This window comes from Burkholderia sp. RF2-non_BP3 (assembly GCF_001522185.1).
Classification (GTDB): domain Bacteria; phylum Pseudomonadota; class Gammaproteobacteria; order Burkholderiales; family Burkholderiaceae; genus Burkholderia; species Burkholderia diffusa.
On the sequence record NZ_LOSU01000066.1, the window covers coordinates 1 to 22,517 of the forward strand.

At 59.8% G+C, this 22,517-nt stretch carries 26 protein-coding genes and 2 pseudogenes; 11 read left to right on the forward strand and 17 right to left on the reverse strand.

All coding sequences use genetic code 11. From position 1 onward, the window contains the following. Positions 1-279, forward strand: a 279-nt coding sequence (locus WS45_RS29330) for a transposase (protein ID WP_257140682.1), incomplete at its 5' end; no start/stop codon positions are given. Positions 280-561: 282 nt separating this feature from the next. Here the strand turns inward: WS45_RS29330 and WS45_RS29335 are convergent. From WS45_RS29335 to WS45_RS29345, 3 genes are all read right to left on the reverse strand, one after another. Further along, positions 562-864, reverse strand: a complete 303-nt coding sequence (locus WS45_RS29335) for an H-NS histone family protein (RefSeq protein ID WP_059534690.1) — start codon at positions 862-864, stop codon at positions 562-564. A gap of 322 nt (positions 865-1,186) precedes the next feature. Beyond that, complete coding sequence (locus WS45_RS36620; protein WP_373557205.1) at positions 1,187-1,897, reverse strand: DUF1016 N-terminal domain-containing protein; 711 nt, start codon at positions 1,895-1,897, stop codon at positions 1,187-1,189. A gap of 768 nt (positions 1,898-2,665) precedes the next feature. Continuing rightward, a complete protein-coding gene (locus WS45_RS29345; protein WP_059534785.1) occupies positions 2,666-2,908 on the reverse strand; it encodes an H-NS histone family protein in 243 nt (80 codons plus the stop codon). Between the two features lie 318 nt (positions 2,909-3,226). Between WS45_RS29345 and WS45_RS29350 the strand changes: the two genes are divergently transcribed. Next, positions 3,227-3,472: a helix-turn-helix domain-containing protein gene (locus WS45_RS29350; protein WP_059689157.1), complete on the forward strand. Its 246-nt coding sequence runs from the start codon at positions 3,227-3,229 to the stop codon at positions 3,470-3,472. A 273-nt stretch (positions 3,473-3,745) separates the two neighbouring features. On the opposite strand, the gene WS45_RS29355 is transcribed toward WS45_RS29350, so the two are convergent. Beyond that, complete coding sequence (locus WS45_RS29355) at positions 3,746-4,351, reverse strand: recombinase family protein (RefSeq protein WP_059689156.1); 606 nt, start codon at positions 4,349-4,351, stop codon at positions 3,746-3,748. 324 nt (positions 4,352-4,675) lie between these two features. On the opposite strand from WS45_RS29355, the gene WS45_RS32765 reads away from it, so the two are divergent. Genes WS45_RS32765 through WS45_RS29365 form a run of 3 tightly spaced genes read left to right on the forward strand, consistent with a single transcriptional unit; the run spans position 4,676 to position 8,680 of the window. Continuing rightward, entirely contained in the window at positions 4,676-5,242 is a 567-nt protein-coding gene (locus tag WS45_RS32765) for an AAA family ATPase (protein ID WP_063892194.1), read from the forward strand. A 1-nt stretch (position 5,243) separates the two neighbouring features. Then, on the forward strand, positions 5,244-6,944 hold the full coding sequence (locus tag WS45_RS29360; RefSeq protein WP_063892193.1) for an ATP-dependent nuclease: 1,701 nt from the start codon (positions 5,244-5,246) through the stop codon (positions 6,942-6,944). Then, positions 6,941-8,680 carry a UvrD-helicase domain-containing protein gene (locus WS45_RS29365; RefSeq protein ID WP_059689155.1) on the forward strand — a complete coding sequence of 580 codons (1,740 nt, stop codon included), beginning with the start codon at positions 6,941-6,943 and terminating at the stop codon, positions 8,678-8,680. The genes WS45_RS29360 and WS45_RS29365 overlap by 4 nt, the downstream gene beginning before the upstream one ends. On the opposite strand, the gene WS45_RS29370 is transcribed toward WS45_RS29365, so the two are convergent. The 10 genes from WS45_RS29370 to WS45_RS29395 form a co-directional block, all read right to left on the reverse strand. Further along, entirely contained in the window at positions 8,652-9,266 is a 615-nt protein-coding gene (locus WS45_RS29370; protein WP_156437339.1) for a hypothetical protein, read from the reverse strand. The genes WS45_RS29365 and WS45_RS29370 overlap by 29 nt on opposite strands. Positions 9,267-9,490: 224 nt before the next feature. Next, positions 9,491-9,781, reverse strand: a complete 291-nt coding sequence (locus WS45_RS35490; protein ID WP_156437340.1) for a hypothetical protein — start codon at positions 9,779-9,781, stop codon at positions 9,491-9,493. Positions 9,782-9,793: 12 nt separating this feature from the next. Then, positions 9,794-10,447 (reverse strand): hypothetical protein, encoded by a 654-nt coding sequence (locus WS45_RS34355; RefSeq protein ID WP_082722073.1) that lies wholly within the window; start codon positions 10,445-10,447, stop codon positions 9,794-9,796. 53 nt (positions 10,448-10,500) lie between these two features. Continuing rightward, on the reverse strand, positions 10,501-11,091 hold the full coding sequence (locus WS45_RS36475) for an H-NS histone family protein (protein ID WP_306453736.1): 591 nt from the start codon (positions 11,089-11,091) through the stop codon (positions 10,501-10,503). A 46-nt stretch (positions 11,092-11,137) separates the two neighbouring features. Continuing rightward, positions 11,138-11,533, reverse strand: a complete 396-nt coding sequence (locus tag WS45_RS29380; protein WP_059689153.1) for a hypothetical protein — start codon at positions 11,531-11,533, stop codon at positions 11,138-11,140. Between the two features lie 419 nt (positions 11,534-11,952). Beyond that, on the reverse strand, positions 11,953-12,195 hold the full coding sequence (locus WS45_RS34360) for a hypothetical protein (protein WP_059689152.1): 243 nt from the start codon (positions 12,193-12,195) through the stop codon (positions 11,953-11,955). Between the two features lie 304 nt (positions 12,196-12,499). Continuing rightward, positions 12,500-12,814 (reverse strand): hypothetical protein, encoded by a 315-nt coding sequence (locus WS45_RS29385; protein WP_257129906.1) that lies wholly within the window; start codon positions 12,812-12,814, stop codon positions 12,500-12,502. Beyond that, entirely contained in the window at positions 12,789-12,911 is a 123-nt protein-coding gene (locus WS45_RS36625) for a HEPN domain-containing protein (RefSeq protein ID WP_257129907.1), read from the reverse strand. Before WS45_RS36625 ends, WS45_RS29385 begins: the two co-directional genes overlap by 26 nt. Positions 12,912-12,931: 20 nt before the next feature. Next, a complete protein-coding gene (locus tag WS45_RS29390; RefSeq protein WP_257129905.1) occupies positions 12,932-13,294 on the reverse strand; it encodes a nucleotidyltransferase family protein in 363 nt (120 codons plus the stop codon). A 288-nt stretch (positions 13,295-13,582) separates the two neighbouring features. Next, positions 13,583-14,368: a site-specific integrase gene (locus WS45_RS29395; protein WP_257129904.1), complete on the reverse strand. Its 786-nt coding sequence runs from the start codon at positions 14,366-14,368 to the stop codon at positions 13,583-13,585. 232 nt (positions 14,369-14,600) lie between these two features. Between WS45_RS29395 and WS45_RS29400 the strand changes: the two genes are divergently transcribed. The 6 genes and pseudogenes from WS45_RS29400 to WS45_RS29420 all read left to right on the forward strand — a co-directional run bounded on the left by WS45_RS29400 (position 14,601) and on the right by WS45_RS29420 (position 18,174). After that, the gene (locus WS45_RS29400) at positions 14,601-14,921 is read left to right on the forward strand and encodes an H-NS histone family protein (RefSeq protein ID WP_059534675.1); all 321 of its coding nucleotides are present in this window, start codon (positions 14,601-14,603) and stop codon (positions 14,919-14,921) included. 9 nt (positions 14,922-14,930) lie between these two features. After that, positions 14,931-15,626 (forward strand): annotated as a pseudogene (locus WS45_RS36480) (error-prone DNA polymerase); the annotation flags it as partial. A gap of 125 nt (positions 15,627-15,751) precedes the next feature. After that, entirely contained in the window at positions 15,752-16,051 is a 300-nt protein-coding gene (locus tag WS45_RS34375) for an H-NS histone family protein (RefSeq protein WP_082722081.1), read from the forward strand. Positions 16,052-16,151: 100 nt separating this feature from the next. Then, complete coding sequence (locus tag WS45_RS29410; RefSeq protein WP_059534672.1) at positions 16,152-16,544, forward strand: DUF2471 family protein; 393 nt, start codon at positions 16,152-16,154, stop codon at positions 16,542-16,544. A gap of 149 nt (positions 16,545-16,693) precedes the next feature. Further along, on the forward strand, positions 16,694-17,623 hold the full coding sequence (locus WS45_RS29415; protein WP_059689150.1) for a tyrosine-type recombinase/integrase: 930 nt from the start codon (positions 16,694-16,696) through the stop codon (positions 17,621-17,623). A gap of 71 nt (positions 17,624-17,694) precedes the next feature. Continuing rightward, on the forward strand, positions 17,695-18,174 hold the full coding sequence (locus WS45_RS29420) for a hypothetical protein (RefSeq protein WP_059689149.1): 480 nt from the start codon (positions 17,695-17,697) through the stop codon (positions 18,172-18,174). A gap of 289 nt (positions 18,175-18,463) precedes the next feature. Here WS45_RS29420 and WS45_RS36335 read toward each other — a convergent pair. The 3 genes and pseudogenes from WS45_RS36335 to WS45_RS29435 form a co-directional block, all read right to left on the reverse strand. Further along, positions 18,464-19,263, reverse strand: a pseudogene (locus WS45_RS36335) (bile acid:sodium symporter family protein); the annotation flags it as partial. A 147-nt stretch (positions 19,264-19,410) separates the two neighbouring features. Next, complete coding sequence (gene oxlT / locus WS45_RS29430; protein ID WP_059689148.1) at positions 19,411-20,685, reverse strand: oxalate/formate MFS antiporter; 1,275 nt, start codon at positions 20,683-20,685, stop codon at positions 19,411-19,413. A 113-nt stretch (positions 20,686-20,798) separates the two neighbouring features. After that, positions 20,799-22,409 (reverse strand): gamma-glutamyltransferase family protein, encoded by a 1,611-nt coding sequence (locus WS45_RS29435; RefSeq protein ID WP_059689147.1) that lies wholly within the window; start codon positions 22,407-22,409, stop codon positions 20,799-20,801. Positions 22,410-22,517: the final 108 nt, after the last annotated feature.

Below are 22,517 nucleotides of genomic sequence, written 5' to 3' on the forward strand. Positions count from 1 at the left end.
GGATGGTCACACCATACGCTCAAACCACTCGGCGCGGAAACGCGAGGCACCGGCTATATCATGCCGGTTACGAACGCCATCGAGAACATCAACTCGCAGCTGCGCAAGATCATCAAGACCCGAGGACACTTCCCGACCGACGAGGCTGCCACCAAGCTCATCTGGCTGGCACTGCGCAACATCACTGCCGATTGGGGGCGCGCAGCTCATGATTGGAAGACGGCGATGAACCAGTTCGCTATCCTCTACGAGGATCGATTCGTTCGACCATCCGTGTGAATCTCAACCCGCCTTGAACACGGAAATTCTGACACCACCCGACAAGCTCATGCCTCGCCCTCACCCGCTAATGCGCCGTCCAAACACCTGGACGATGAATCGTCTCTACTGGGGTGCTCGATAAGGACGCCCGCAGCACATTTCCGCTCAAGCTAAACCTCGAGCTTGACCACTACAGTGTGCGTGGCGTGCCATGTCTCTTCGATTCCCGTTTTCCTCTACGCGGACAGTAGGATTGCTGGTAACACACCCCAAGAAAAAGGGAGCCGCAGCTCCCTTTATTCATGCGATCAGGAAGCGATCGCGATTCTTCGCGTCCTTGATCCATGCAGGGGCACGACCGCGCCCGCTCCACGTCTCGCCAGTCTTGGGGTTCTGATACTTAGCAGCAACCGGTGCAGAAACCACCTTGCCCTTGCTTGAGCGTTGACGACCAAAGATTTGCTCAACCGTGATGCCATACTCAGCCACTTTTACACGAATGTCAGCAACCACCGCATCCAATTCAGCGATACGTGCCGCCTCGGTTTCCTCTTGCAGCTTCGCAAGCTGGTCCTTCAGGTCCTTGTAGTTTTTCGTTGCCATAGATGGATCTCCCTTACTCGTTGACCGCGAAGTGCGGTACGCCGAATTATGCCATCTATTGAGGTGTACAGAATCAATGGGTTTTCCTAGTCCCCGCTCGTGCGGGATGGAGCGGTCGATCCGGTCCCATGGCACGGCTTACACGCGACGAAGCCGGCAAGTTCGGGCCATCCTCCAGCTCCGCCACACAACGAGCATTCGGTGTCGGCTCCTGCAAAGCCCTCGGCTTGCTTCAACCTCGCCTGCCATTCCGCTTCGCTGATCGTTGTCATCGGCCTTTCCCCCTTATGTTTTCCTTGGCACCGGCCGGGCCAGCGTTTTCTTATTGCTGGTCCGCAATTCCACCCGACAAACATCCACGATGAAACAACTTCCCGAACCCATTGAGCCGAATAAACAGGAGTTGGCAGTTGGGAATGCCGCACTTAACCATCCCCGGGGACCGCACCCATTGATGCTCATTCGTATATGAAACCAAGCCCAGGCTGACGAGATGCCCGATGTACGTATGAAGCAGGTCCGGTTGGCCAAACTCCTCCGCTCGCACAAAAGTTGATAGTGTCTGCATCTTCGATTCCGTCGAAAGCTCTGTGTTTTCAAGCCCCTGCTCGATGTCGCGCTCCTGAGCATCTTCGGTCAAGCCTAGGGAGTCGAAAATGTACGGATCTTTTAGCACTTCGCGCGCCAGATCAGATTGATGCGGCGGCAATCGTGCATCAAAATTGGTTACGGCCGCGCCCGCCCACGCATGTGCTTGCGTGTCAATTTGCATCGCGAGAACGTTGCGGGGCCAACCGTGCTCAGGCGCCTTGCTCGCGTACAAATCGCGGACCGCCGGATCCTTTGCTCTGTCGAGCAAGGTGCATAGATGAAACCACGGCAATTGTGCAGCAGGTTGCTGCGCATATTCCGACGATGGCCATGCTTGTGCCAGGGCACGCATGTGTTTCAGGTTACGCGGAGAGAATCCCCACATGTCGGAGAATGCAGCCTTCAAGTCCTGCGCTAGCCGATCGATGACTTTCGCACCCACCCTTGTCATTCCTGACGTTCGAGAATGTCGCTACCGATCTGCCAGTACAGTGTCACCAGCTAGCGATTCACGCTTGCGGCGGCGCGTGCACGGGCAAGCTCGACCCACTGCTTGAGCTCCGTGAGCCAGCGGCGATAGTCTTCGTCACCCTGCAGGGCAAGGGAATTTGTCATCCAGCCTTTTGCTTGCAATGCGTCAGAAAAAAGAGTTTGGACATTATCCTGCTGCACCCGGTATGAGGCAATGCCTTGCCTGACTAGGGGGAGAGTCGATCGAGCCCTATAACTGCCACGTCAATTGCAGAACGCAACGAGCTCGCCAACGACCGTCGATTCCCTTGCCGGTCAGACGCCCGAATCTCAGCAGAGGAAGCCAGTGGCCGATAGTTCGCTCCGGAACGGTCAACTCCTTTGACTAGACGTTGCAACTCCCGAGGGCGATCGGCCACTCCCGACGGAGCCATCTGAGCGCGAAATGCGCGACGCAGCGGACCGCTTGTCTTTCGGAGCAATAAGGCCGGTGGCGGGCGGGTCAACGACCCGGACCTCGTCTTTGAGCGGTGTCATGCACCCCGTTTCAGGTACGGCAAATTTTTTTGTTGGCTTTGTGCTGAACGGTCCAAGAGCGCCGGGATCAGGACCAGTAGGCTGCCCGTGATTGCCCGAGGATGTCGCTGATGCAGCATCCCCCGAACAAACCAAGAGTTGGATCATGGGTTGCTGCACCTACGGTCAGCGCGGCGATACGTCGCGATGGTGGCCAAAAAGACTATTGAGCACCAGTGATGAGGAAGTCGTCGCGGTTGCGGCCCGCGATCCATCGCGGCGCTCTCCCCCGCCCGCTCCATGTCGCCCCCGATAACGGATCGCGGTATTTCTGGGTAGCGGGACTTCTTGGCAAGCGCCGGACTTGCTTGGCGCGTGCGCCGAATATATCGTCGGGCGTAATGCCGAATTCAAGAACAGCGGCGCGTAGCTTGGTAATGACCACGCTTGCTTCTTCCCTCCGCATCGCCTCCGCCTGCTGCTGCAATTGCCGGATCTGGTTTTGTAGCTCTTGCAAAGTCGTCACTGTTGGTCCTCGACAATAGATACCTCGATTGAGAGAGGCACGGCTACGCCGCAAACCGACGTGACCATTCTCGTCTAGGACTGCCGAACCGGCTCCTGCGTCATCGCGAACACCGAACAGAACTAGAAACGAATGGCCAATGGCAGTCGGAAATCAGAGCAACCTTTAGCTCAACATGGCAGCCAAGCGGCATGACAAACTGAAAATGGGTCGTAAATACCGTGTCCTTGAATGCATCATAGCGCGACGATTCAAGCCATGGCAAGAGTCTCGGGAAAACTTGATAAGGACGGAAACCTTGTGTCGCTCGGCGCGGCAATTCGCGCTCGCCGCAAGGAACTGGAGATGTCACAAGAGGCACTGGCCGATTTTGCAGAAATCGACCGGTCGCACATGGGCAAGATCGAGCGCGGGGAGCGAAACGTCACCCTCATGAACATCGTTCGTATTGCGCGAGCGATACAAGTCCTTCCCTCTGAGCTACTGCGCGACGCAGGTTTGTAGGCGCGGGCAGGCGAGAAGAACTAGTCGTGCTGGCAAGCACCATAGCGCCGCGCCGCCGCCTTCGGGCGGCTTTGCATTATCTGGCCAAGGGTAATCTCGATGCCGCAAGGTTCAGTCAATGGGCCGACAGACGGGCCTTGCTAACGCGGAGCCCGTGGTCATTCCAAAGTGGCTGAACGTATCGGCGGTTGCTCGGCCGGCCGCTTTAATAACGTCGGCAGCGGCAGTGCGGTGGCAGCAGCTTGCGCTGCGTTCATGTGGTTCTCTTCTAGATTACTCGTCGGTTGGGTTTACCGAGTTCAGTGCGCGGGAGACGGTGGCGACCCCCACACCAAAGTGCTCGGCCAGGGCTCGCACGGAACCCCCGTGTTCTGCGTGATATGCACGAACTTCCGCGTAATCGACGGCGTGCTTACGGCCCCTGTACTTCCCAGCCTCCTTGGCGACGGCGATTCCTCTGGCCTGCATTTCGCGACGGTTCCGGTAATCGGCTTCACCCTGAGTGGCCATGAATGCCAGAATTCCGTCCCGGACGGCCTTGCGGGTTGGGTCAGTCTCTTGCCCGTCGAACACCATGCCGTTGAGCGTGCATTCCACGCGGACGCCCTTCGTTATCAAGCGCTGCATCGTCGCGTGGAGTTCGTCATAGCGGCGAGAGATACGATCAAACCAGCGAACCACTAGGACGCCGCCCTTACGTAGGTCGCGCTCTACGTGTTGCCACTGTTGCCTCTCGGACGGAGGCACGTGATACCCGCTCACGCCCTCATCAATGAACACATCGTCGGGATCAATGCCTTGCTCGGCGGCGTCGGCGTATTGGCTCGCGGCTGTCTGCCCATCAAGGGTTGATACCCGCCCGTAATAGATTCGTCGCATTCGGAGTTCACGTTGTTCCGTTGATATATCGTTCCGAATTATAAATTGTTCCGGAATTCTGTCAACTCTATCGGAACGGAAATTCTGCGGAATTACCCGTTCGCCACAGGTATACCCAAATGGAACAAAGCAATGCTCACCTAGCAAACCGACGCAGCGATTTGTTCTTGGAGTTGCCCCGGCAATATTGGAAACAGCATCGCGCTAAGGATTGTTGAATCCATTGAGCGAGAGGGCTGCTCCGGCCTCTTCCAGTCCGTACTACCGCTAGCCGCATCCTGAGTGTAAATTAGTCACACTGAATCTTTCAGGTGGGACGACTACGTGAAGATAAAGACAATAAAAATAAAGAACTTCCGCTTGCTGCATGATATTTCTCTGCAGCTCGAAGACGAGACCACAGTCGTGGTTGGACGCAACAACTGCGGGAAGACCTCGCTCTCAGACATCATCCGCAAATTCCTGTCTGAACGGAGCACGTTCGAGATCGAGGACTTCTCGAGCGCCTGCTACGACAAATTCTGCGCGGCGCACCGAGCATACCTAAAAGGTGCTGGCGTCGAAGAGGTTCGGGCGCTCGTGCCGTCAATCGATTTGCGGCTTCATGTGGGCTTTGACCCGACTGTTCCTGAGTTCGGCCCGCTTCGCGAGTTCGTTATAGATACCGACGACAGTTGCACCGAGGCCGTCATCGTGTGCTCGCGGAGCCTCGCCGATGGCCGGATTGCAGACCTATTCGAGGGACACGAGGAAACCATCCTACACGGGCCCGACGAATCGCACTCTGATGGGGATCGCCTGGCGCTCTTCCGCAGCTTAACCGACCGCATGCCGACGCTCTTCACGACGCGGATGTGGGCCGAGGACCCGGGACCCGACGAATACGCGTGACGTGACGCCCAAGGCTGTCACAAACCTGCTGTCGCTCGGCTTTGTGAACGCCCAGCGTGCACTCGACGGCACGGGTGCCCGTAGCACTGACGTGCTGGCAAAGGTGCTGGAGAGCCTGTTCCAAAGCGCCTCCGTCTCGACGGCGGACGGCTCCCAAAAGAATATCGCGGACGGGCTCAAGAAGGCCGTTGAGGAAATCCAGTCGGGGATGGACACGGATTTCAAGAAAGAGCTCGCGAAACTCATGCCTGCGATTGAGTATTTCGGGTATCCGGGCTTGGACAACGTGCCACTGCAGCCGGAGACGAAGCTCGAGGTCGGCAAGCTTCTGTCCGACTTCACAAAAATTCAGTACGCCAGCTACAGCGGCGTGCAGCTACCAGAGTCCTACAACGGGCTCGGGTATCGCAACCTCCTCTATATCCTGCTCAAGATCGTCGGCTTCTTCCGCGAGTACCGGGCGCATGCGAACGCGCCTGGCGTGCAGCTCATCGTGATCGAAGAACCCGAAGCCCATCTACATCCACAGATGCAGGAGGTCTTCATTCGGCAGTTGCCGGAGATCGTTAAAAAGCTCTGCGCCTTGGAGGGCGAGAACGTCTCATGGCCGGTGCAATTCATCGTCTCGACGCACTCCCCGCACGTCGCGAATGAAGCCCGCTTCGACACGATCCGCTATTTCGCCGTGACGTCGACGGATCTGCCGGTTGGTGTTCGCTGTACTCAGGTCAAGGACCTCAGCAGCGACCTCGCCGGATTGAAAGGCCCTGCGTCTGACTTCCTGCATCAGTACCTCACGCTGACGCGCTGCGATCTCTTCTTCGCGGATAAGGCAGTGCTGATTGAAGGAACGACGGAGCGGCTAATGTTGCCGCAAGTAATGCGCGCCCTCGATTCTGTCGATCCCTCCCTGAAGCTTGGCAGCCAATACATTACGATCATGGAGGTCGGCGGGGCCTATGCGCAACTCTTCATTCCGCTTCTCAAATTCCTGGGCCTGCGCAGTCTGATCATTACTGATCTCGACGCCGTCAAACGTAACTCGAAGAAGAAGCTCGAAGCTTGTCTCGTCCACGAGGGGGAGACCACGAGCAATTCCTGCATCAAACACTGGTTCAACACGGTCGAAGCTCCGGCCCCGGTGCCCGAAACGCCTGCTGATAAACAGACGACAACACGTGATCCCATGCCGCAAGCGGCTTCGATGGCCGCAGCTTCGGCGACGGCGGAGGTAGCCGTCGCCGAGACTGCTGACGACGACGAGGAAGAAGTAGCGGATGGGGCGACATTGTTCCCTCTGTCAACGGCATTGGCGGCAGACAACGCTGCCAAGACTCGCGGCAGTCTGCGCCTCGCATATCAGGTGCCGGAAGCGTCAAACGGGCCGTGTGGTCGGACGTTCGAAGACGCGTTCATTCTTGCGAACCAGACCTTTTTCGGCATTACTGGCGCGACGAATGACGCACTCGCGAAAGCTGCCCAGGACAAGGCCGCGAAGCAGAAGAAGTCAAAGTTCGCACTGACCTACGCGATTGAGAGAACCGACTGGGTCACGCCGCGATATATTGAAGAGGGCATGCGCTGGCTCGCCGCGAGTAATGTTGCCGTCGCCAATCCTAGCGTGGCACTCGCCGCCGAGGCACAGGCCATCGATGCGATCAATGTACTCACCGACACGCCACTTTCAGGTGAAGCCATATGAGCGGGGCCACTCACCCCAATCCAGCTGAAGCCGCTGCCGCCGCCGCTTGGGAAGCGCTGAAAGACTGCCTCAACGACGGGTCGAGCTTCGTGTTCGAGGCGGGCGCTGGCGCCGGTAAGACCTACTCGCTGATCGCTGCGCTTCGCTACATCCTGAAGGACCAATCGCGGGAGCTTCAACGCACGCACCGGCAAGTCGCGTGCGTCACCTACACCAATGTCGCGCGGGATACGATCATCGCGCAGACTGATGGCGATCCGGCGATCTACTGTGACACGACCCACGCATTTGCGTGGATGCTTGTCAGCCCGTTTCAGAAACGGTTTCGCGAGCTTGTCCGCACGCTGCCGGGCTGGGTGGATCGCGTCGAAGAACTCGACGCCGCGAACATCACGGCAGTTGGGTACGCGCTCGGTCGGCGCTCCATCGAAGATGGCACGGCGAACTTGCACCACGATGACATCTTTCCGGTGTTTATCAAGCTCATGCAGTTCGCGAAGTTCCGCAACGCGATGGCGTCGCGCTTCCCGCTCATCCTCGTGGACGAGTACCAGGACACGAACGTCGAACTCGTTGAATGCATCAAGGACCATTTCATCGGCAAGCCGCACGCGCCGCAATTCGGCTTCTTCGGTGACCATTGGCAGAAGATTTATGGCGATGGCTGCGGTTCGATCGCACACAACGCGCTGAAGCGCATCGACAAGAAGGCGAACTTCCGCAGCGCGAAGCCAATCGTCGACAGCTTGAACTTGATCCGCCCGGAGCTCGCCCAGGCGGTGAAAGACCCGGCTGCGCCGGGCGAAGTTCACGTTTACCACACCAACGGATGGGGCGGGCGACGGCTCACGGCGAACCACTGGCAGGGCAGCCTCCCCGCTGCCGAAGCCACGCGAGCGCTTAGCAATGTCCGCTCCGAGCTGGAGAGCGTTGGCTGGGATTTTGCCGGCGACACGAAGGTCCTTATGCTAACCCACCGGGCGCTCGCGACAGAGATGGGCTACAGCTCGATGCGGGCCGTCTTCGCGTTCAACGATTCCTTTACGCGTAAGGCCAACGAGGTCATCGCATACTTCCACGAACATCTTGAACCGGCGGCGCGGGCCTACCGCACCAAGCGGTTCGGCAAGATGTTCGAAGCGATTGACGCTGAGCGTCCGGTGATGAACGGGCCGGCCGACAAGGCTAGGTGGACGGACACCATGAGGCGGCTCTGCGAACTTCGCAACACGGGCACGGTCGGCGACGTGCTCGCATATCTGTCCTCCACCGGACTGCCGATCCTCTCAGACTCGGTCGTGCGCCAGGAGAAGGCGCTTGCGGACGCGCTTGCGGGCGGCGAACCGCTGACGGGACGCATCAAAGAGCTCCATGCGCTTCACGCAGTGTCCTACCAAGAGATCATCGCGCTCTGCAAATATCTCGACGGTCACTCGCCTTTTGAAACCAAGCATGGGGTGAAGGGCGATCAGTTCGAAAATGTCCTCGTCGTGTTCGGGCGCGGCTGGAACGATTACGACTTCAACCTCTATCTTAAGATGGCCGGGAACCCTGGCCTGATCGGTACTCGAACGGCGGACTACGAGCGTTACCGCAACCTGTTCTATGTCGCGGTCTCGCGGCCGAAGAGGCGCTTGGCACTGCTCTTCACGCATCTGCTTGAGCCCGGCGCGATGGCGACTCTGTCGGGATGGTTCGCGGACCACCCTATCCGGGATATCGGCCCGGCACTATAACGACTCCCTCTGGGCAGAGCTGTGTCACCGCGCGGCTAACCTGCGGATCGCGTTTGACCTCAGAGCGCACCACGGGACGACGCTCAGCGCCGTCGCTGCCGATGAGCCACGTGTCACCAACCGGACAGTCATCGTAAGTGTCGTCAACAGGCTCGTCACTCTTTGCAGGCGCAACCGCGAGCTTGGCCAAATCAATAACACCGGGCCAGCTCCACAGTACGTCCGCGACCTCATGACCATGCGCCTTACGATCGTCCTGAAGCCAGATTGTAGGGCTAGTGCCGTTCATGGCGTGGTTCTTCGACATCCTCCCGAGCAGGCCCTTGGCGATCAAGCCGGCACTTACATCGCGCTGGCCAATCGGCGCAAGTTCCTCCCGGGGAATTAGCGTGGCGTAAGCGATGTCCATGCCGTCGCGCTGAACAAAGAGATGATGTGTATTTCCCTCAGCCCGGTCACGCCCGACTACGAAAGCGAGCGTGTCATCCCAGCTATCATTGATCAATCGAGCGCGCAGTTGCACCGCTGCGATTTTTCCCTGGTTCGCACGTTCGTAGGTGCGGCGCCAGCACAATCGAACTCGCATCTGCAGTGTCTGACCATCGGGTGCCTGTACACGCAAAAACTGCTCGATTGCGGTACCGGTCTGCGTACGGCTGTCGCGCAGAACCGAGTAGCCGCGCGCCGTTAGAAACGGCCCAATGGCATCGCGTCACCGCTTCTTCGGCGAGACTTTCTGTGTTGCGAAAGGTGCGTTTGTACTCGGTCAAAAAATTCCTTCACTCCGCAACGGGGCTGTTTTCCGGCCTTTCAATTACGCGTTTCGAACAGCGAAGCAGACCGCGCTGCATACGAAACGCTATCCAGTCTCATGACCAAAGGCGCGAGTGTCTGCGCAACATTTGCTGGCCAGCCAGCGCGAACTACTTCCGCTTCGCTTGCAGCAACGATGAAGTCTTTGATAACGGCCCGATCCGGTAACGTACAAGCAAGCATGAACGCTGCGTGACGCTCTTCGTCAGTCAGGTCCGTGAATGTGAACTTACCGAGTGTGTGCGCTAGATATTCGCTCGCTTCGGCTTCGATTTGGTCTATGTTCATTTGCCTGGTTTCCTAGGTGCCGACCAGGTCGGCATTAGCCTCACAATCGTCCCAGTACCGTAACGGATCCAGATGTTGCGGATAGCGTAAGCTGAGCCACCCTGAAAGTCGAGCCCAATCCGGGTGGTTACTGCCTGTCAGTGACGACCAGATCGAGGAACGTTCGAGAATCCGCCCAGTGGCGCGATCGCGTACCAGCAAGCTGCCCATCCCGCTCGAACTGTTCGACTGTGTCTCGACCAGATAGCGTGGCAACAGCCGCAGTTCGGCATCCTCCGCCCAGCCATACACTGCTCGCACCACGTTCGACGGATCTCGCAGTTCAATGGGGCCAGTGGCCGGACGAACGGCTTTCCATCCTTCAGGAAACTCGGCAACAACCTCGTGGCCAGCTTCCCTCACCCATCTCACCCGTAAAATGCGCGCTATCGCGTCGCACAAGTGGGACAGCGACGCGTAGCCGGCAGGCAAAGCGATCGCGCTCGGTAGCGTGATCAGATTGTCTTTCCAGAGCCGGGGTTCGTCATCGGCGCGCTGGGCCGTATCGAACGCGCTGGCTTCGAATGGATTCACCGGCCGGCCCGACATGCTCGTGTTCCCGCTTGGTAATCCCGTAAAGAGACGCTCCGCGTCCTGACGGGTAAGTTTTGGTTTCCCGCGTTTCATGAGATCTTTGTACAGTTCCTTTCCTATCAATGGTCGAAGAGCGGCTACCCTACTCAGATGGCGAGCAGGTCGGGCTGAATTAGGAACGCTGCAGGATCGTTACCGAGCCATGCTGGCTGTCGGCCCCTGCCAGACCAGGTTTTACCTGTAGCAGGGTCGCGGTACTTCGGAACGGTCGACATGCGCCTCGAGTTGCGCTTATGCCCTTTCTCTTGCAGATCCAGAATGCTGAGATCGAACTCCTTCATCAGGGCCTTGATCTGTCCGATCGCCGCTTCACGTTCGGCTTCGCGAGCGGCGTTGATTTGCGCATCCAGTGCCTCTCGTTGCGCAATTAGAGCTAGGTAGCCCGTCGGTTTCGAGTTCATGTTCTCTCTTTTCCTTGCGCCGGCATGGCCGGCGTTTTCCTGGTTGCTGTTACCGAGCATGGAGCCCGCAGTCCCGAGCGCGTCCTTCATGCGCTCCTCGGCCGCGAGTTCCTCCTCCTCGGCGGTTATCGCGACCCACTGGTAACCGCAAGTACGGTCGACATGATAGAAGTCGCCGGACAGCTTGTCGTTGTAGCCCATTGGACGATCGACTGCCGCGCATTCCTTGCAGGCCACTCGATCCCAGCAAAGGTAGCTGCCGGACGGGAGCGTCATGGCTTTTCCTTCCTATAGTTGGCGAACGTTCACCAGAGCGGAGCGATCATTGGTTCGACATCGCTGTATCGTTACGTAACGACGTTCCATCAGCACCGTACAACTCGCAGTCATCGCCCTGCACCCGAGCCCCGAGCTTCTGGGCTATCGCCCACATTTTGACGAGTATCTCAGCATCCGGATTCTTGACGACAACGTCACCTCTGCCGAAGTCAAACCACGCCATGTTCCCATTGGCTGCATGGCCCGAATACGCTACCCATACAGCCAGCCCTTCGCTTTCCATGCGAAGGACTGCTCCGCTGCCAACCTTGGCTTCGGCGTATCCGTCGAGGCGCATTTCTTCGTCCGACGCTATAAGAGATCGCCACTCGTAAATGTCGATCTGCGGTTCGTCGTCTAACCAATTCGTTTTGCGCGTGATGTGAACGTCGTATCCCATAGGCTCGCTTTCCTACATCAAGACAAGCTTGTGGTCGCTATCTCGCTGAAGATCGCGAATCATTCGAAGGACTCGTTCGCCCCCGGCCTGACGGTCGATCACCTGCCCGCGCAATACGCAGTTCTGGACTCGCGCAAAATAGATCTTTTCTTCGGGTCGGGTTGGTTCGATACCCCGAGAGCAGTTCCGCCATTTCGGCTGCGGACACATCGAGCTCTTCCAATTCCGTGAAACGGTTAAAGCGAGTTAATGGCTCGATCAAAGCTACCGTTTCATTAACCGCCCTCAGTTGCAGCAGGAAGTCCCTCTGAGATTGCGGCGTCTCAGCCACACGGTATGCAACGAGCAATCTTCGGATTAAGGCCGATACAGCCGACCGGGCATTGCTCGCAATCTCAATGGTGTTGTCCATAGTTTTCCTAACCGCGTCGGCTTGGCGCGCCATACACGAAGTTATTGTCGATCCATCGCTTGGCCCACTCGATACCGCGTTCGTAGGCTTGCGCTCGATACACGCGGTTGCCGAGGTCAGTGAAAATGAAGCGCTCGTCGCCTCGTGAAACGATGACGCCTGAAACGAAGAGCCGCTGATTCGCAAGAATGGTCGGTGATGCCTCGATCTTCCAGCCCCCGTACTCCGAAAACCGCTTCACTCGCTTCATGGCAGCCTCCAGACGCAACTTCGTCAACGTTTTCCTTGGGTTTAGCGCCCGCGCCCATTGGGGCTATCGAACATTTCTACAGCGCGGCCCCGCGGAAAGTCCCTTGCAGCCAGTCCTGCCAGTCCCATGCATACGCACATTCACCTTCGCCGTCGAGCGCCGGGCAGGCGGAGCCGCGCAATGCAATGAGAAAACGGTCTAGCCACGGCTGCGGAATATCGCTCAAGCGTACGGCGAATGCCCGACCTGCGCGTTCGACAAGTGGCACGGTGCACTAACTCGATGCTCATGAAACCGCTCCCGTTCAAATATCGGTGCCGGGCGTCGATGGCGGTTCCGGATCTTCCAACTTCTGGGTCAGATCGCGAGCGAGCAGCTGGCGCACCATGCCGATGAAGTCCTCTGCCTGCCCAACCGCCCAGAGGGCCTTGTCAACCACGATCGATTCGACGGCATAGTCTGCGATTCCGCGCAAGCTCTCAACCTCGCTCAGAGCCCTACCAAACTCCGGTTGAATAAGCCCGCTCCTCACCAACTTCAAGCCGAACGCGGCGATTAGCCCGCTATGGGTCTCTGGCGACTTCTCCACGCCACTACCCAACAACGCCGCGTGCGGCATCAAACATCGCGTAGTACGCACGATTACACGCGCCCTCGTAGCCTCCGGCTTTGAGTAGCACACGCGCCTCTTCGAGTACGCGGCCCGCCTTCGCCATGTAGTCCTTGTGCGTCTTGCTCACAGCGGAATATCCTCACGACGAATGTTCTCAATCAGTACCGGATTGCTGAACAAATCAGGATGCTCCATCTCATCCTCCCAAAGCGGCAATGCTCCGACTAGAACACCGGTTTCGAGCAGCACGTCGAAGGACGTGCCCGCCATATCGAGTGCAATATCGGTGCGCTCCCCATGCTCGCCACGAAGAATGACGGCAATGTCTGCATCGCTCTCGTCGGTGTCGTCGTGTCGAGCATGACTGCCAAAAAGAATGGTTCGGCTTACCGAATAACGGACCGCGATGCGCTTCAGAAAAACATCTGCCGCGCGGTCTGTTAACGGGTCAACAGACGAATTCATCAGGGAAATCTCCGGGGTCATGCCTCTCATGTTGGGTGTTTATGTACACCATTTCGACTCGCATTATTCAGTTTCTTCAATGCCTTCTCGAGCGCTTCAACAGCCCAGTCGTGACAGGTCCGTGCGCGCGACGTATCCGGATCGCAAGTCCACGACTTCACGGCATTCACGCTGCACGGGCGGCTGGTTTGCTTCGCAATGAGCCTGGCAGCTTCGCCCTGCGATCCAGCGAGCGTGCACAGTTCGCGCATGCGGGCACGGTTGCCCATCGTTAGTGGTAACGATAACGTGTTCATGTACACCAATATATCATTGGATTTCCGGTCCGGCACACGTCCTGTGTTTCCAGTATTCGCCGTCGGTACATGAGCCAGTACTGCGAAGTTCCTCGTCAGTCCGAAAACGGCCCGCCAAGTTCCGCCATTGCTTCGCGACGCGCCAATCTGGAAACCTCAAGATAGGGCGCGACGTGATCGAGGTGGACATGGCCGAGCAGTAACTGCACCGTTTCAATCGAGTGGCCCTGTACAACACGCCGACTCGCGAAAGTCCGGCGACCTGAGAGGCTTGAAAACCCCGACCGAAACCAGCGGCGCGGTACAACCCGGTCACATAGTTCTGAAGGCTGTTTGCCGCGAGATATTCGACCGTTTCGCCGTCGTAGTTGACGCGACGCTTCACGCTCAGTTCGTAGCGTGTGCCCTTGTGCGTCAAGATGAGCAGCACATTAGGCATAAGTCCCTGCCACTTGCTCCGGTCGAGCGCCGTCACCGTACCGCGCTTCCAGCGCCATTCGATGTAACGCCCCAGGGCAGCGACGGTTTTGGGATGACTCAGATAGACGCAACGGGCCTTCGAGCCTTTGGTAATCGCGCCTCGAAGGCTCACTTCCTCGCAGAGACGGCCGGACGGCAACAGCACGTCGGCCACCTCGAGTTGGGCGATCTCGGACACACGCATGCCGCATGTGAATCCGAGCAACAGCACGAGCGTGTCGCGCTCAGAATGCCGGCTCGTCGCGTCAGTGACGCGCAGCAGGTGCCGGATCTGTGAGGGGGAGGGTCTTTGGACGCTTCGGTTCCATCGTTTCTCCATCTCGGAATATGCTCGGTTTCGAGCCTGTTACGAGAGAGACGGTGTGGCGCTCCTTTTCAGTGTAACCCGCGCCGTACCTCGCGTCCTCGGAAAAAGCCGGCAGAACCCCTCGCCAACCTTTTCGACTGAACGCCAAATCCGCAAAGTGCTGTCCTCCTGTCTAGCCAGCGTTTCAGTGATGTAGCTTTCTCGGCTACCATCCTGCGGATTTCCAACAAACTCCAGAACGAATATGTTGACTGATATCGAGGCCCTTCAGGCTCAGTTGCGTGAATTGAACAACCGCCTCGTCGATGCGAAGCGTGAGGAGAAGCGTGCCGCATTGGACGCAATTCGCGACCAGGTTGCACTGTACGGCATCACGGAGGAGGAGCTTTTGTCGGCCACGGGATTCCGCAAGCCACGCAAACGCCGTGCTGCTGCGAAATACTACGACCCATCCTCGGGTAAGGAATGGTCGGGGTTCGGGCCCCGTCCGAAATGGCTGGAGGGCAAGAACCTCGACGACTACCTAGTCAACCGAACGGGGAAGACATGGTGGCCGGGCGAGTAACCTGACGGGGACGCGAAACGTCGCGGCGCCCAGATACTGCCTGTCGACGTCAACGTGAGCACATGGGATTGCGCTATCGAAGGGGGGGCGACGTCGGCGCCGGCGCACCTGGGCTTCTCACGCCTAAACAGCATGGGCGAAGACACGGCCATTCGCGTCGAGCTCGCGCGAATGGCCTTCGTTCGCTCACCAACAGCAATCGACGCGCGGCGCTATAGCTGGCCGCCGCCAGCGTGCCCGGGCGGGGTCTGCTGCACGGCACCGAACGTGACGACGTAGTGCCGGCGGTGCCTCAAACGACCGAGGGTGCGGGAATCGTGACGGACTTTCGACCGATGGGCTTCACTCTTGGCCGGCATCCGCTGGCGCGGCTGCACGATCGCCTGAAGCCGGCCAAACCAACTGGCAACGCTGCGCAGCGGATAGGTTGCGCGCGCGTGCGGCCTGGTCACGGTTCGACAGCGGCCGGGTACCGCCAACGGTGTCCGATTCATGACGCGTGAGGATGAGACGGGTCAGGTGAACGTAATCCTCCGACCTACGCTGCTAGAGACGTATCGAAGGGAAGCACTCGGCGCCATAGTACTCGCCGTCTACGGCGTTTGGCAGACGGACGGCAAGGTGCGGCATCTGATCGCCCGCAAGCTCGTCGACCGGACCGAGCTACGCGGGGCGCTGCTGACGACCGTGAGAGAGTTCTGCTGAATGATTCGGGTACCGGCCGACGCGCTCGCGTGGAAGGTTCAACGTACATCGAGACCGGAACTTGACTTCCTGACTCCCTCGCTATGCTGGTCGATATTGATTCACCAACCACGATCGGAGAGATTATGTCGACCTACCAGGAACTTCTCGCGAAACGGGCCGCGCTCGAAGCAGAAATCGACGCTGCCAAAGACGCGGCACGGACAACACCCCTGTCCGACGTACGCCAACTCGTTAGTGAATTCGGAATCAGTTCGCGCGAGATCTACGGTACACATCGGAAGCACCCGCGTCGCCGTCCCGATGCCAAGTACCGCGATCCCGAAACCGGCGCAACATGGAATAGCCGAGGCCGCCCGCCAGCGTGGATCGATGGCAAAGACCGCGTGCTCTTCAAAATTGATCAGCGCGGCGCCCGGTCTTGAACTTCTACGGAACGCTGGTTACATTCACAGTGCATTCCGGCCGCCTGCGGCGCCAGGCTTTCGCGTGGCAGGCCGCTGCACCCTCTCATCGTCGACCGCTATGAATCTTGCCCCAACCGATGGTCGCCCCGGTTCGGAATTCGACCCAGTCTGGTACGAGCACGCGCTCGAACTTGCCTCGGACGATCTGCGACGCATCGCGACCTTGCTCGCGGAACACTACATCAACGCCGGCCTCGCACATGCCTTGAGCTGGACACTATTGCTTGAGCTCGAAGAGCAAGCGTTTTCCGATTTGGCCTTTCTGAGCCGCAATGACTCAGTGGTCGTCGATGCTCTACCGCGCATCGGACCGGCTACGATGCCGGGCGTTGATTTCAATGGCCTCATCGACTGGAGTAAGTCGGATCCGTCGCTGCCGATTGTCTATCGGTGCGTCCGAGAGCTTCTGGTGGGTACGCCCACATCCGGGAACGGGAAGGACGCGGCGTGAACGACGCGTTCTGTGCGCTCAACAGGGTGCGTACCAGCGTCCATGTGCAAGCGCGGGTGGACGGTTGCCCCTCCTTTTTGCAGACAGGTGACGCGAATCGTAGATTCGCGTTATGCTTGAGGCAGGCAATATTCAGTATATAAGATCGCATGGACGAACCGACTCTCTGGCTATCGGGACCAACCGAGGCCTATCGGCAATGGCAACGCACGGAAGCCGCCGGCGCCAATCGCCGCGCGTTCTCGCCGCGGTCGATCGTCCAGCACGAAGCCATGTTCGAACGCTTCATGCGCCACCTCGCCGCCGCGCAGCGGTCGCTGACCACCTTCGGTCCGGACCACCTTGAATCGTTCTTTGCTGACCTCGATCGTCGGTGCAAGCCAGGCACCACGACACGTCTGCGGTACCAGAAGCTCCTCGACAGGCTCGGCCGACATCTTGTCGACGTCGGCGTGCGCGAGACCAATCCAGCGGCCGCCTATACGCTGACGCAGGCCTGGCCAGAGGATGAACCCGTCCCGGTGTACCTTCTCGAGGCCGATGACCATCGACTGCAGGCGTCGGTCCGAGCCGTCGACGGGCTCGACGATCGCGCGTTGCGTAATCGCGCCATCGTTGGTCTATTGCTCTCAACCGGCATAACCGCGCAGGAAATCCGGCAGGCGGCCGCCGTCGACCTCGACCTGTCGCCGGCGCGGCCACACCTCCGTATACCGAAGCGCGGCCCGCGCGAAGCACGCCGGGTCAACGTTGACGAATTCGCGGAACCCGCGCTCGCGCGATGGCAGAACCTGTCCGCCGCCGCCGACAGCCCACTACTGTTCCCGTCACCCCGTGCAGGCGGGCCAATGACCGACGAGTTGCTCGGCCGCATCGTTCGAGACGAGCTCCTCACGATCAACGTTCGGCTCCCCGATATGAGCCCGCGCACCCTGCGGAACACGTTCGCCAGGCGCCTGCTGCTCGCCGGCAGAAGCAACAACGACGTCATGCATCTGTTGGGCCTCACGAGCCAGCGGACCGTGATCCGCATTCGGGCGACGATCCCGTGCGGGCCTCAAGCTGCACCCCAGACTTGACTTCCTCTCCGCCTCGATAGCCTGAAAAAGCCAGCACATTCGCTGGCTTTTTCGCTATTGGAGCATTCACTATGGACCACGTAACGCACTACACTGACCTCGCCTACTTCGCGAGCGGTAGCATCGCCGTCTGCTGCTACCGACTGTTTACACTCTCATCGGATCCGACGCAGGTCATCATTCAGATCGACAATTGCGGCGCCCCAAAGGACGTCCTGATCACCGATCACATCGTCCGCGACGGAATCCTCAACCGGATCGCCGATCGCGACCTGACGGGCATCCCGTGCGACATGCTTTGCGTCGCGTTGACCGAGGCAGGCCAACATCACATCGCCTTCGTCGAAGCCGATCTCGAGGACTACATTCATCGCGGTTATCCGTATGAGCGATCGGCTCAGCCCGCCGCACGTGGCCGACATATTGACCGCATCTCGATCAATTCGCGTGACCTGGTGGTCGGGCGGGCCCGCCTGCAAACCGCGCGTGCAACCCCAACGCCCGCAGCAGACCGTCTCGCGGCCATCCTCGACCGGCCACCGACCGCGTAAGCTCCAAATACGCGGACGGACAGCTCGGTAAGACCATGACGATGGGTTGAATCGTTGAGAACATCGCGCTCGCGTTGGTCCCGCCATGACGTACCCAGTCCGATAGGCAATAGCAAAGGAGGCAGCAGGCAGAAAAAACCCGGCGCAATACGCACCGGGTTTGGTTCCAGAGGGTCTGGGCTTCACGCCGCTTGCGAAACAGGTCAACGGGCGCCAGGTTCAGCATCGTGAGGTGCTTCGTATTCGAGATCGCATGGTGGACCAGATGTCGGTCGAGTTCGACCGGCGTAAGGTTGAGCCGGTCCGCGCGGGTGAATCCCAACCATTTGCCGGCACACGCCGTGGCAAGGAATGCGAGAGCGAGCAGCGCGGCATTGGCGACGATCAGTCCACAAAGCGCTGCCCGGAAACGGTGTGCCAGATGCCTTCGTTTACAGCTTCACTGAAAGCGACACAAACAACCATCAGGATCGAGCCTTGATCGACAAACTTCAGCATCTCGCGGTGCGTGTCGATCAGTCGGCCTACGAGGGGTCTCGACATCTGTCCGGCGACAAACGGCACGAGCAGTTGCAGCACAATCTTGCCGACCGTATCCCATGCAGAGCCAGCGTGGCCACCGCCATCCGCCACCAGTATGCCGACGAGCGCGAGCGTGATGAAGATGCCGAGCAGGCTCGATACCAAAGCCGCACACACGGCCGCCGGTACATTGCCTTTGGCCATTGAAGTGAATGCAATGGACGACTCCACCGTGGACGACAGCATGCAGAGGAACCGTATGCCTGTATAGAGCGAGGGCGTGACGAACGGTGCGACGATGGGTTTCAGCGCCAGGCCCAACAACGGAAACAGCGCGAACGTACTGAGCAGGACCACGGCGTGAAGACGCCAATGCGTGATGCCGGCTACGATTGCTTCGCGCGAGAGCTTGGCGCCATACAGGAAGAACAGCAGCCCGATCGCGAAGGTCGTCAAGCCATTGAAACCAATCGCGACTATGCCGCGGCATAGCAGCAGACTGGCGATGACCACCGTTCCGATGAGCGCCAGGGTGAAGTTGTCGGGAAGAAATTTGGAGCGGGTCATCGATTGTTCACAGGCTCGGGAAGGGACTCAGTGGTGCTGAGAGCTCAGCATTCGAGCATCTCGCGGCGTGCCCCTCCCCGAACGCCCGGCAGCCGAAGCTTTCACTCGGGCGAAGTCCGATGCGTTTGGGCGCTAGACGCACCGATTTCAGGGAGTCAGAAAGCGTGCGCGCATCGGCTTGAGAACCGCGATCGCAAGCAGCGCCGTGGCGATGTCGAGCGCGATGGCCGACGCGAATACCGGTACCCAACTGCCCGCGTGCTGGTGCATGAGGGCGGCAAGCGGACCGCCGAAGATCGAGCCGATGCCCTGCGAAATGTAGAGCCAGCCGTAGTTTTCTGTCGCGTGACGCGTGCCGAAGGTATCCGTCAGCGTCGACGGGAACAGTGAAAAGATCTCCCCCCAGCCAAAGAACACCAAGCCGGAGAACAGCACGAACAGCACCGCGTTGTCGCGCGTGAGCAGCCACAGGGTCATCGCGATGCCCTCGAGGCCGAACGCGACGAACATCGTGTTTTCCCGTCCGTAGCGGTCAGAAATCCAGCCGAAGAGCGGCCGGGTCAGGCCGTTCGTCAAGCGGTCGATCGTCAGCGCGAGCGGCAGCGCGGCCATGCCGAATACGACGGCAGTCGTCATGCCGAAGTCGCTGGCGAAGAAAGCCATTTGCGACGTCACCATCAAGCCGGATGTCGACATCATCGTCATCATCGCGAACATCAGCCAGAAGACGGGCGTCTTGAACATTTGCGATGGGCTCAGATTTCTTGTCGACGATTGGGCCGTCAGTCCGGCCACGCCGTCCGCGGACGGTGCCACGCGCAGCCCTTGCGCCGCGAGGAAGCCGACGACGGCGAACCCGATGCCGAACATCCACAAGGTCGTGTCGACGCCATGTGCCTGCAGCGACGCGGAAATCGGGAACGTGGTGACGATCGCCCCCATCCCGTAGCCCGCGGCCACCGCGCCGGCGGCAAAGCCGCGACGTTCCGGGAACCAGCGGACCATCAGGCCGACGACACCGATATAGACGATTCCTGTGCCGAGGCCGCCCACGATGCCATAGGTGAGATACAGCGTCGACAGGCTGCTCGCGTGAGATGCGAACAACCAGCTGAGACCGGACAGGGCCGTGCCGATCGAAATCAGCGTCCGCGGCCCGAAGCGGTCGATGAGTTTGCCCTGGAATGGCGAAAAGAACGTCTGCAGCACGATCAGCAGCGAGAACGTCACCTGCAGTTCCGGCAACGCAACGCCGAGCTTGGCGGCCAGCGGCTTGGCCATCAGCGTCCAGACGTACTGGGGGCTCGAGATGGTCATCATGCAGACGATGCCGAGGGTGAGTTGAAGCCAGCGGCCGCGTGTCGTGGACGACGACGCGTTCGCAACGCGGGCAGCCGTCGTAGTTGGCAAAGGGGAAGTCATGTTGCTCTCCGTTTGGTGGATGCCTGCAATCGGGCAGGCGCGGACGTACGGCGTCCTCCGGGCCGGCAGGCCGGATACGCAACAACGTCGATTGAAAAAGGGCGTGCTGGCGCCTACCAGCCCGCGGCGGCTCCGTCGCTGCGGGGGTCGTAGCCGGCTTCGATCAGTCCGTTCGCATACCTGACGATTGCGCCGGCGTGCCCCATCGCCTCGTCGTACGGCTGCAGCACTTCAACCGCATGGCCGAACGCCTCGAGTGCCGCGATCGTCCAGGGCGGGAAACGCGCTTCGAGTTTGAGCGTGTCGGTCGACTGCCCCCACGTGCGGCCCAACAGCCAGCGAGGCGCATCGATCGCGGCCTGTGGGTTCCAGCCGAAATGCGCGATGCGCGAGAACACCGCACTTTGCGACTGCGGTTGCCCGTCGCCGCCCATGTTCCCGTACACCATGGTGCGACCGTCGCTTAGCCGCGCGAGGGCAGGATTGAGCGTATGGAACGGCCGGCGCGCGGGTGCGAGCGAATTGAGTGCGGTCGGGTCGAGTGAGAAACTGCATCCGCGGTTCTGCCAGTTGATGCCCGTGCCGGGCAAGACCACGCCGCTGCCGAATTCGTGATAGATGCTCTGGATGAAGCTGACCGCGACGCCGTTGTCGTCAATCACACCGAGCCATACCGTGTCGCCTGGGCCGCGACCTGCGCCCCATGGCGCTGCATGGGTCGGGGACACCTGCCGGGCCATCTCGTCGAGGGCTGCCGGTTCGAGCAGCGTCGACGGGTCGATGCACATGTAATCGGGATCGGTGAGATGGGCGTCGCGTACGCCGAATGCCAGCTTGGTGGCCTCGACGCACGCGTGCACGAACTCGGGGCCGAGCGGATCCATCTTCGCTGGCGACAGGCGGTCGAGGATGCCGAGGATGAGCAGCGACACGAGCCCTTGCGTGGGCGGCGGCATGTTGTAGAGCGTGCCGAGCGAGTGCTGGAGTGCGAGCGGAACGCGCAGCCGTGCCTCGTGCCGCTCGAGATCGGACAGCGCGACTGGCGAGCCGAGTGTCTGCAGGTCGGTTGCGATGCTGCGTGCGACGTCGCCACGGTAGAAGTCATCAAGACCCGCGTTAGCTAGCTGCTCGAGCGTCGCGGCGAGTCGCGGTGCGGTAATCTGGTCGCCCGTGGCGGGACCCCGTCCGTCGCGCAGGAAGGTGCCGGCGAAGCCCGGGATCGGTGTGAGTTCAGCGAGCCGGCTTTCGATGCAGCGTGCGTGGCTCAGGGTCACGGGCATCCCGGCTTTCGCATAATGAATCGCGTCTTCGAGCAGGCGTTTGACGGGCAGCTTGCCGCCGAGTACGTCTCGGGACAATCGGTGCGCCTGATCCCAGCCCGACACGGTGCCGGCAACCGTGTTGGCTGCGAGCGGGCCGCGAGCGGGAATGGCGGCAAGACCGCGCGAGCGGTATGCATCGATGTGCGCGGCCAGCGCGGCCGCGCCGCACGCCTCGATGCCGATTGGCTCGGCCCCGGGTCGGGAAATCAGCCAGAAGCCATCGCCTCCGATGCTGTTCATATGCGGGTAGACCACCGCGATCGTTGCCGCGGCAGCAATCATGGCTTCGACGGCGTTGCCGCCCTCACGAAGAATCGCCAATGCGCTTTGCGATGCGAGTGCGTGCGGGGCGACGGCCATACCGCGCGTTCCGCGCGTCGGGTTCAGATAAGCGGAATACATGTTGGGCTCGATATGCTTGTATACAAGCATATCAAGCAAACCATGTGCCAGCATGCCGTGATGCGACAAACCCTTGCTGCGCCTGGCGCGCGCTTGAACATTCGGGCG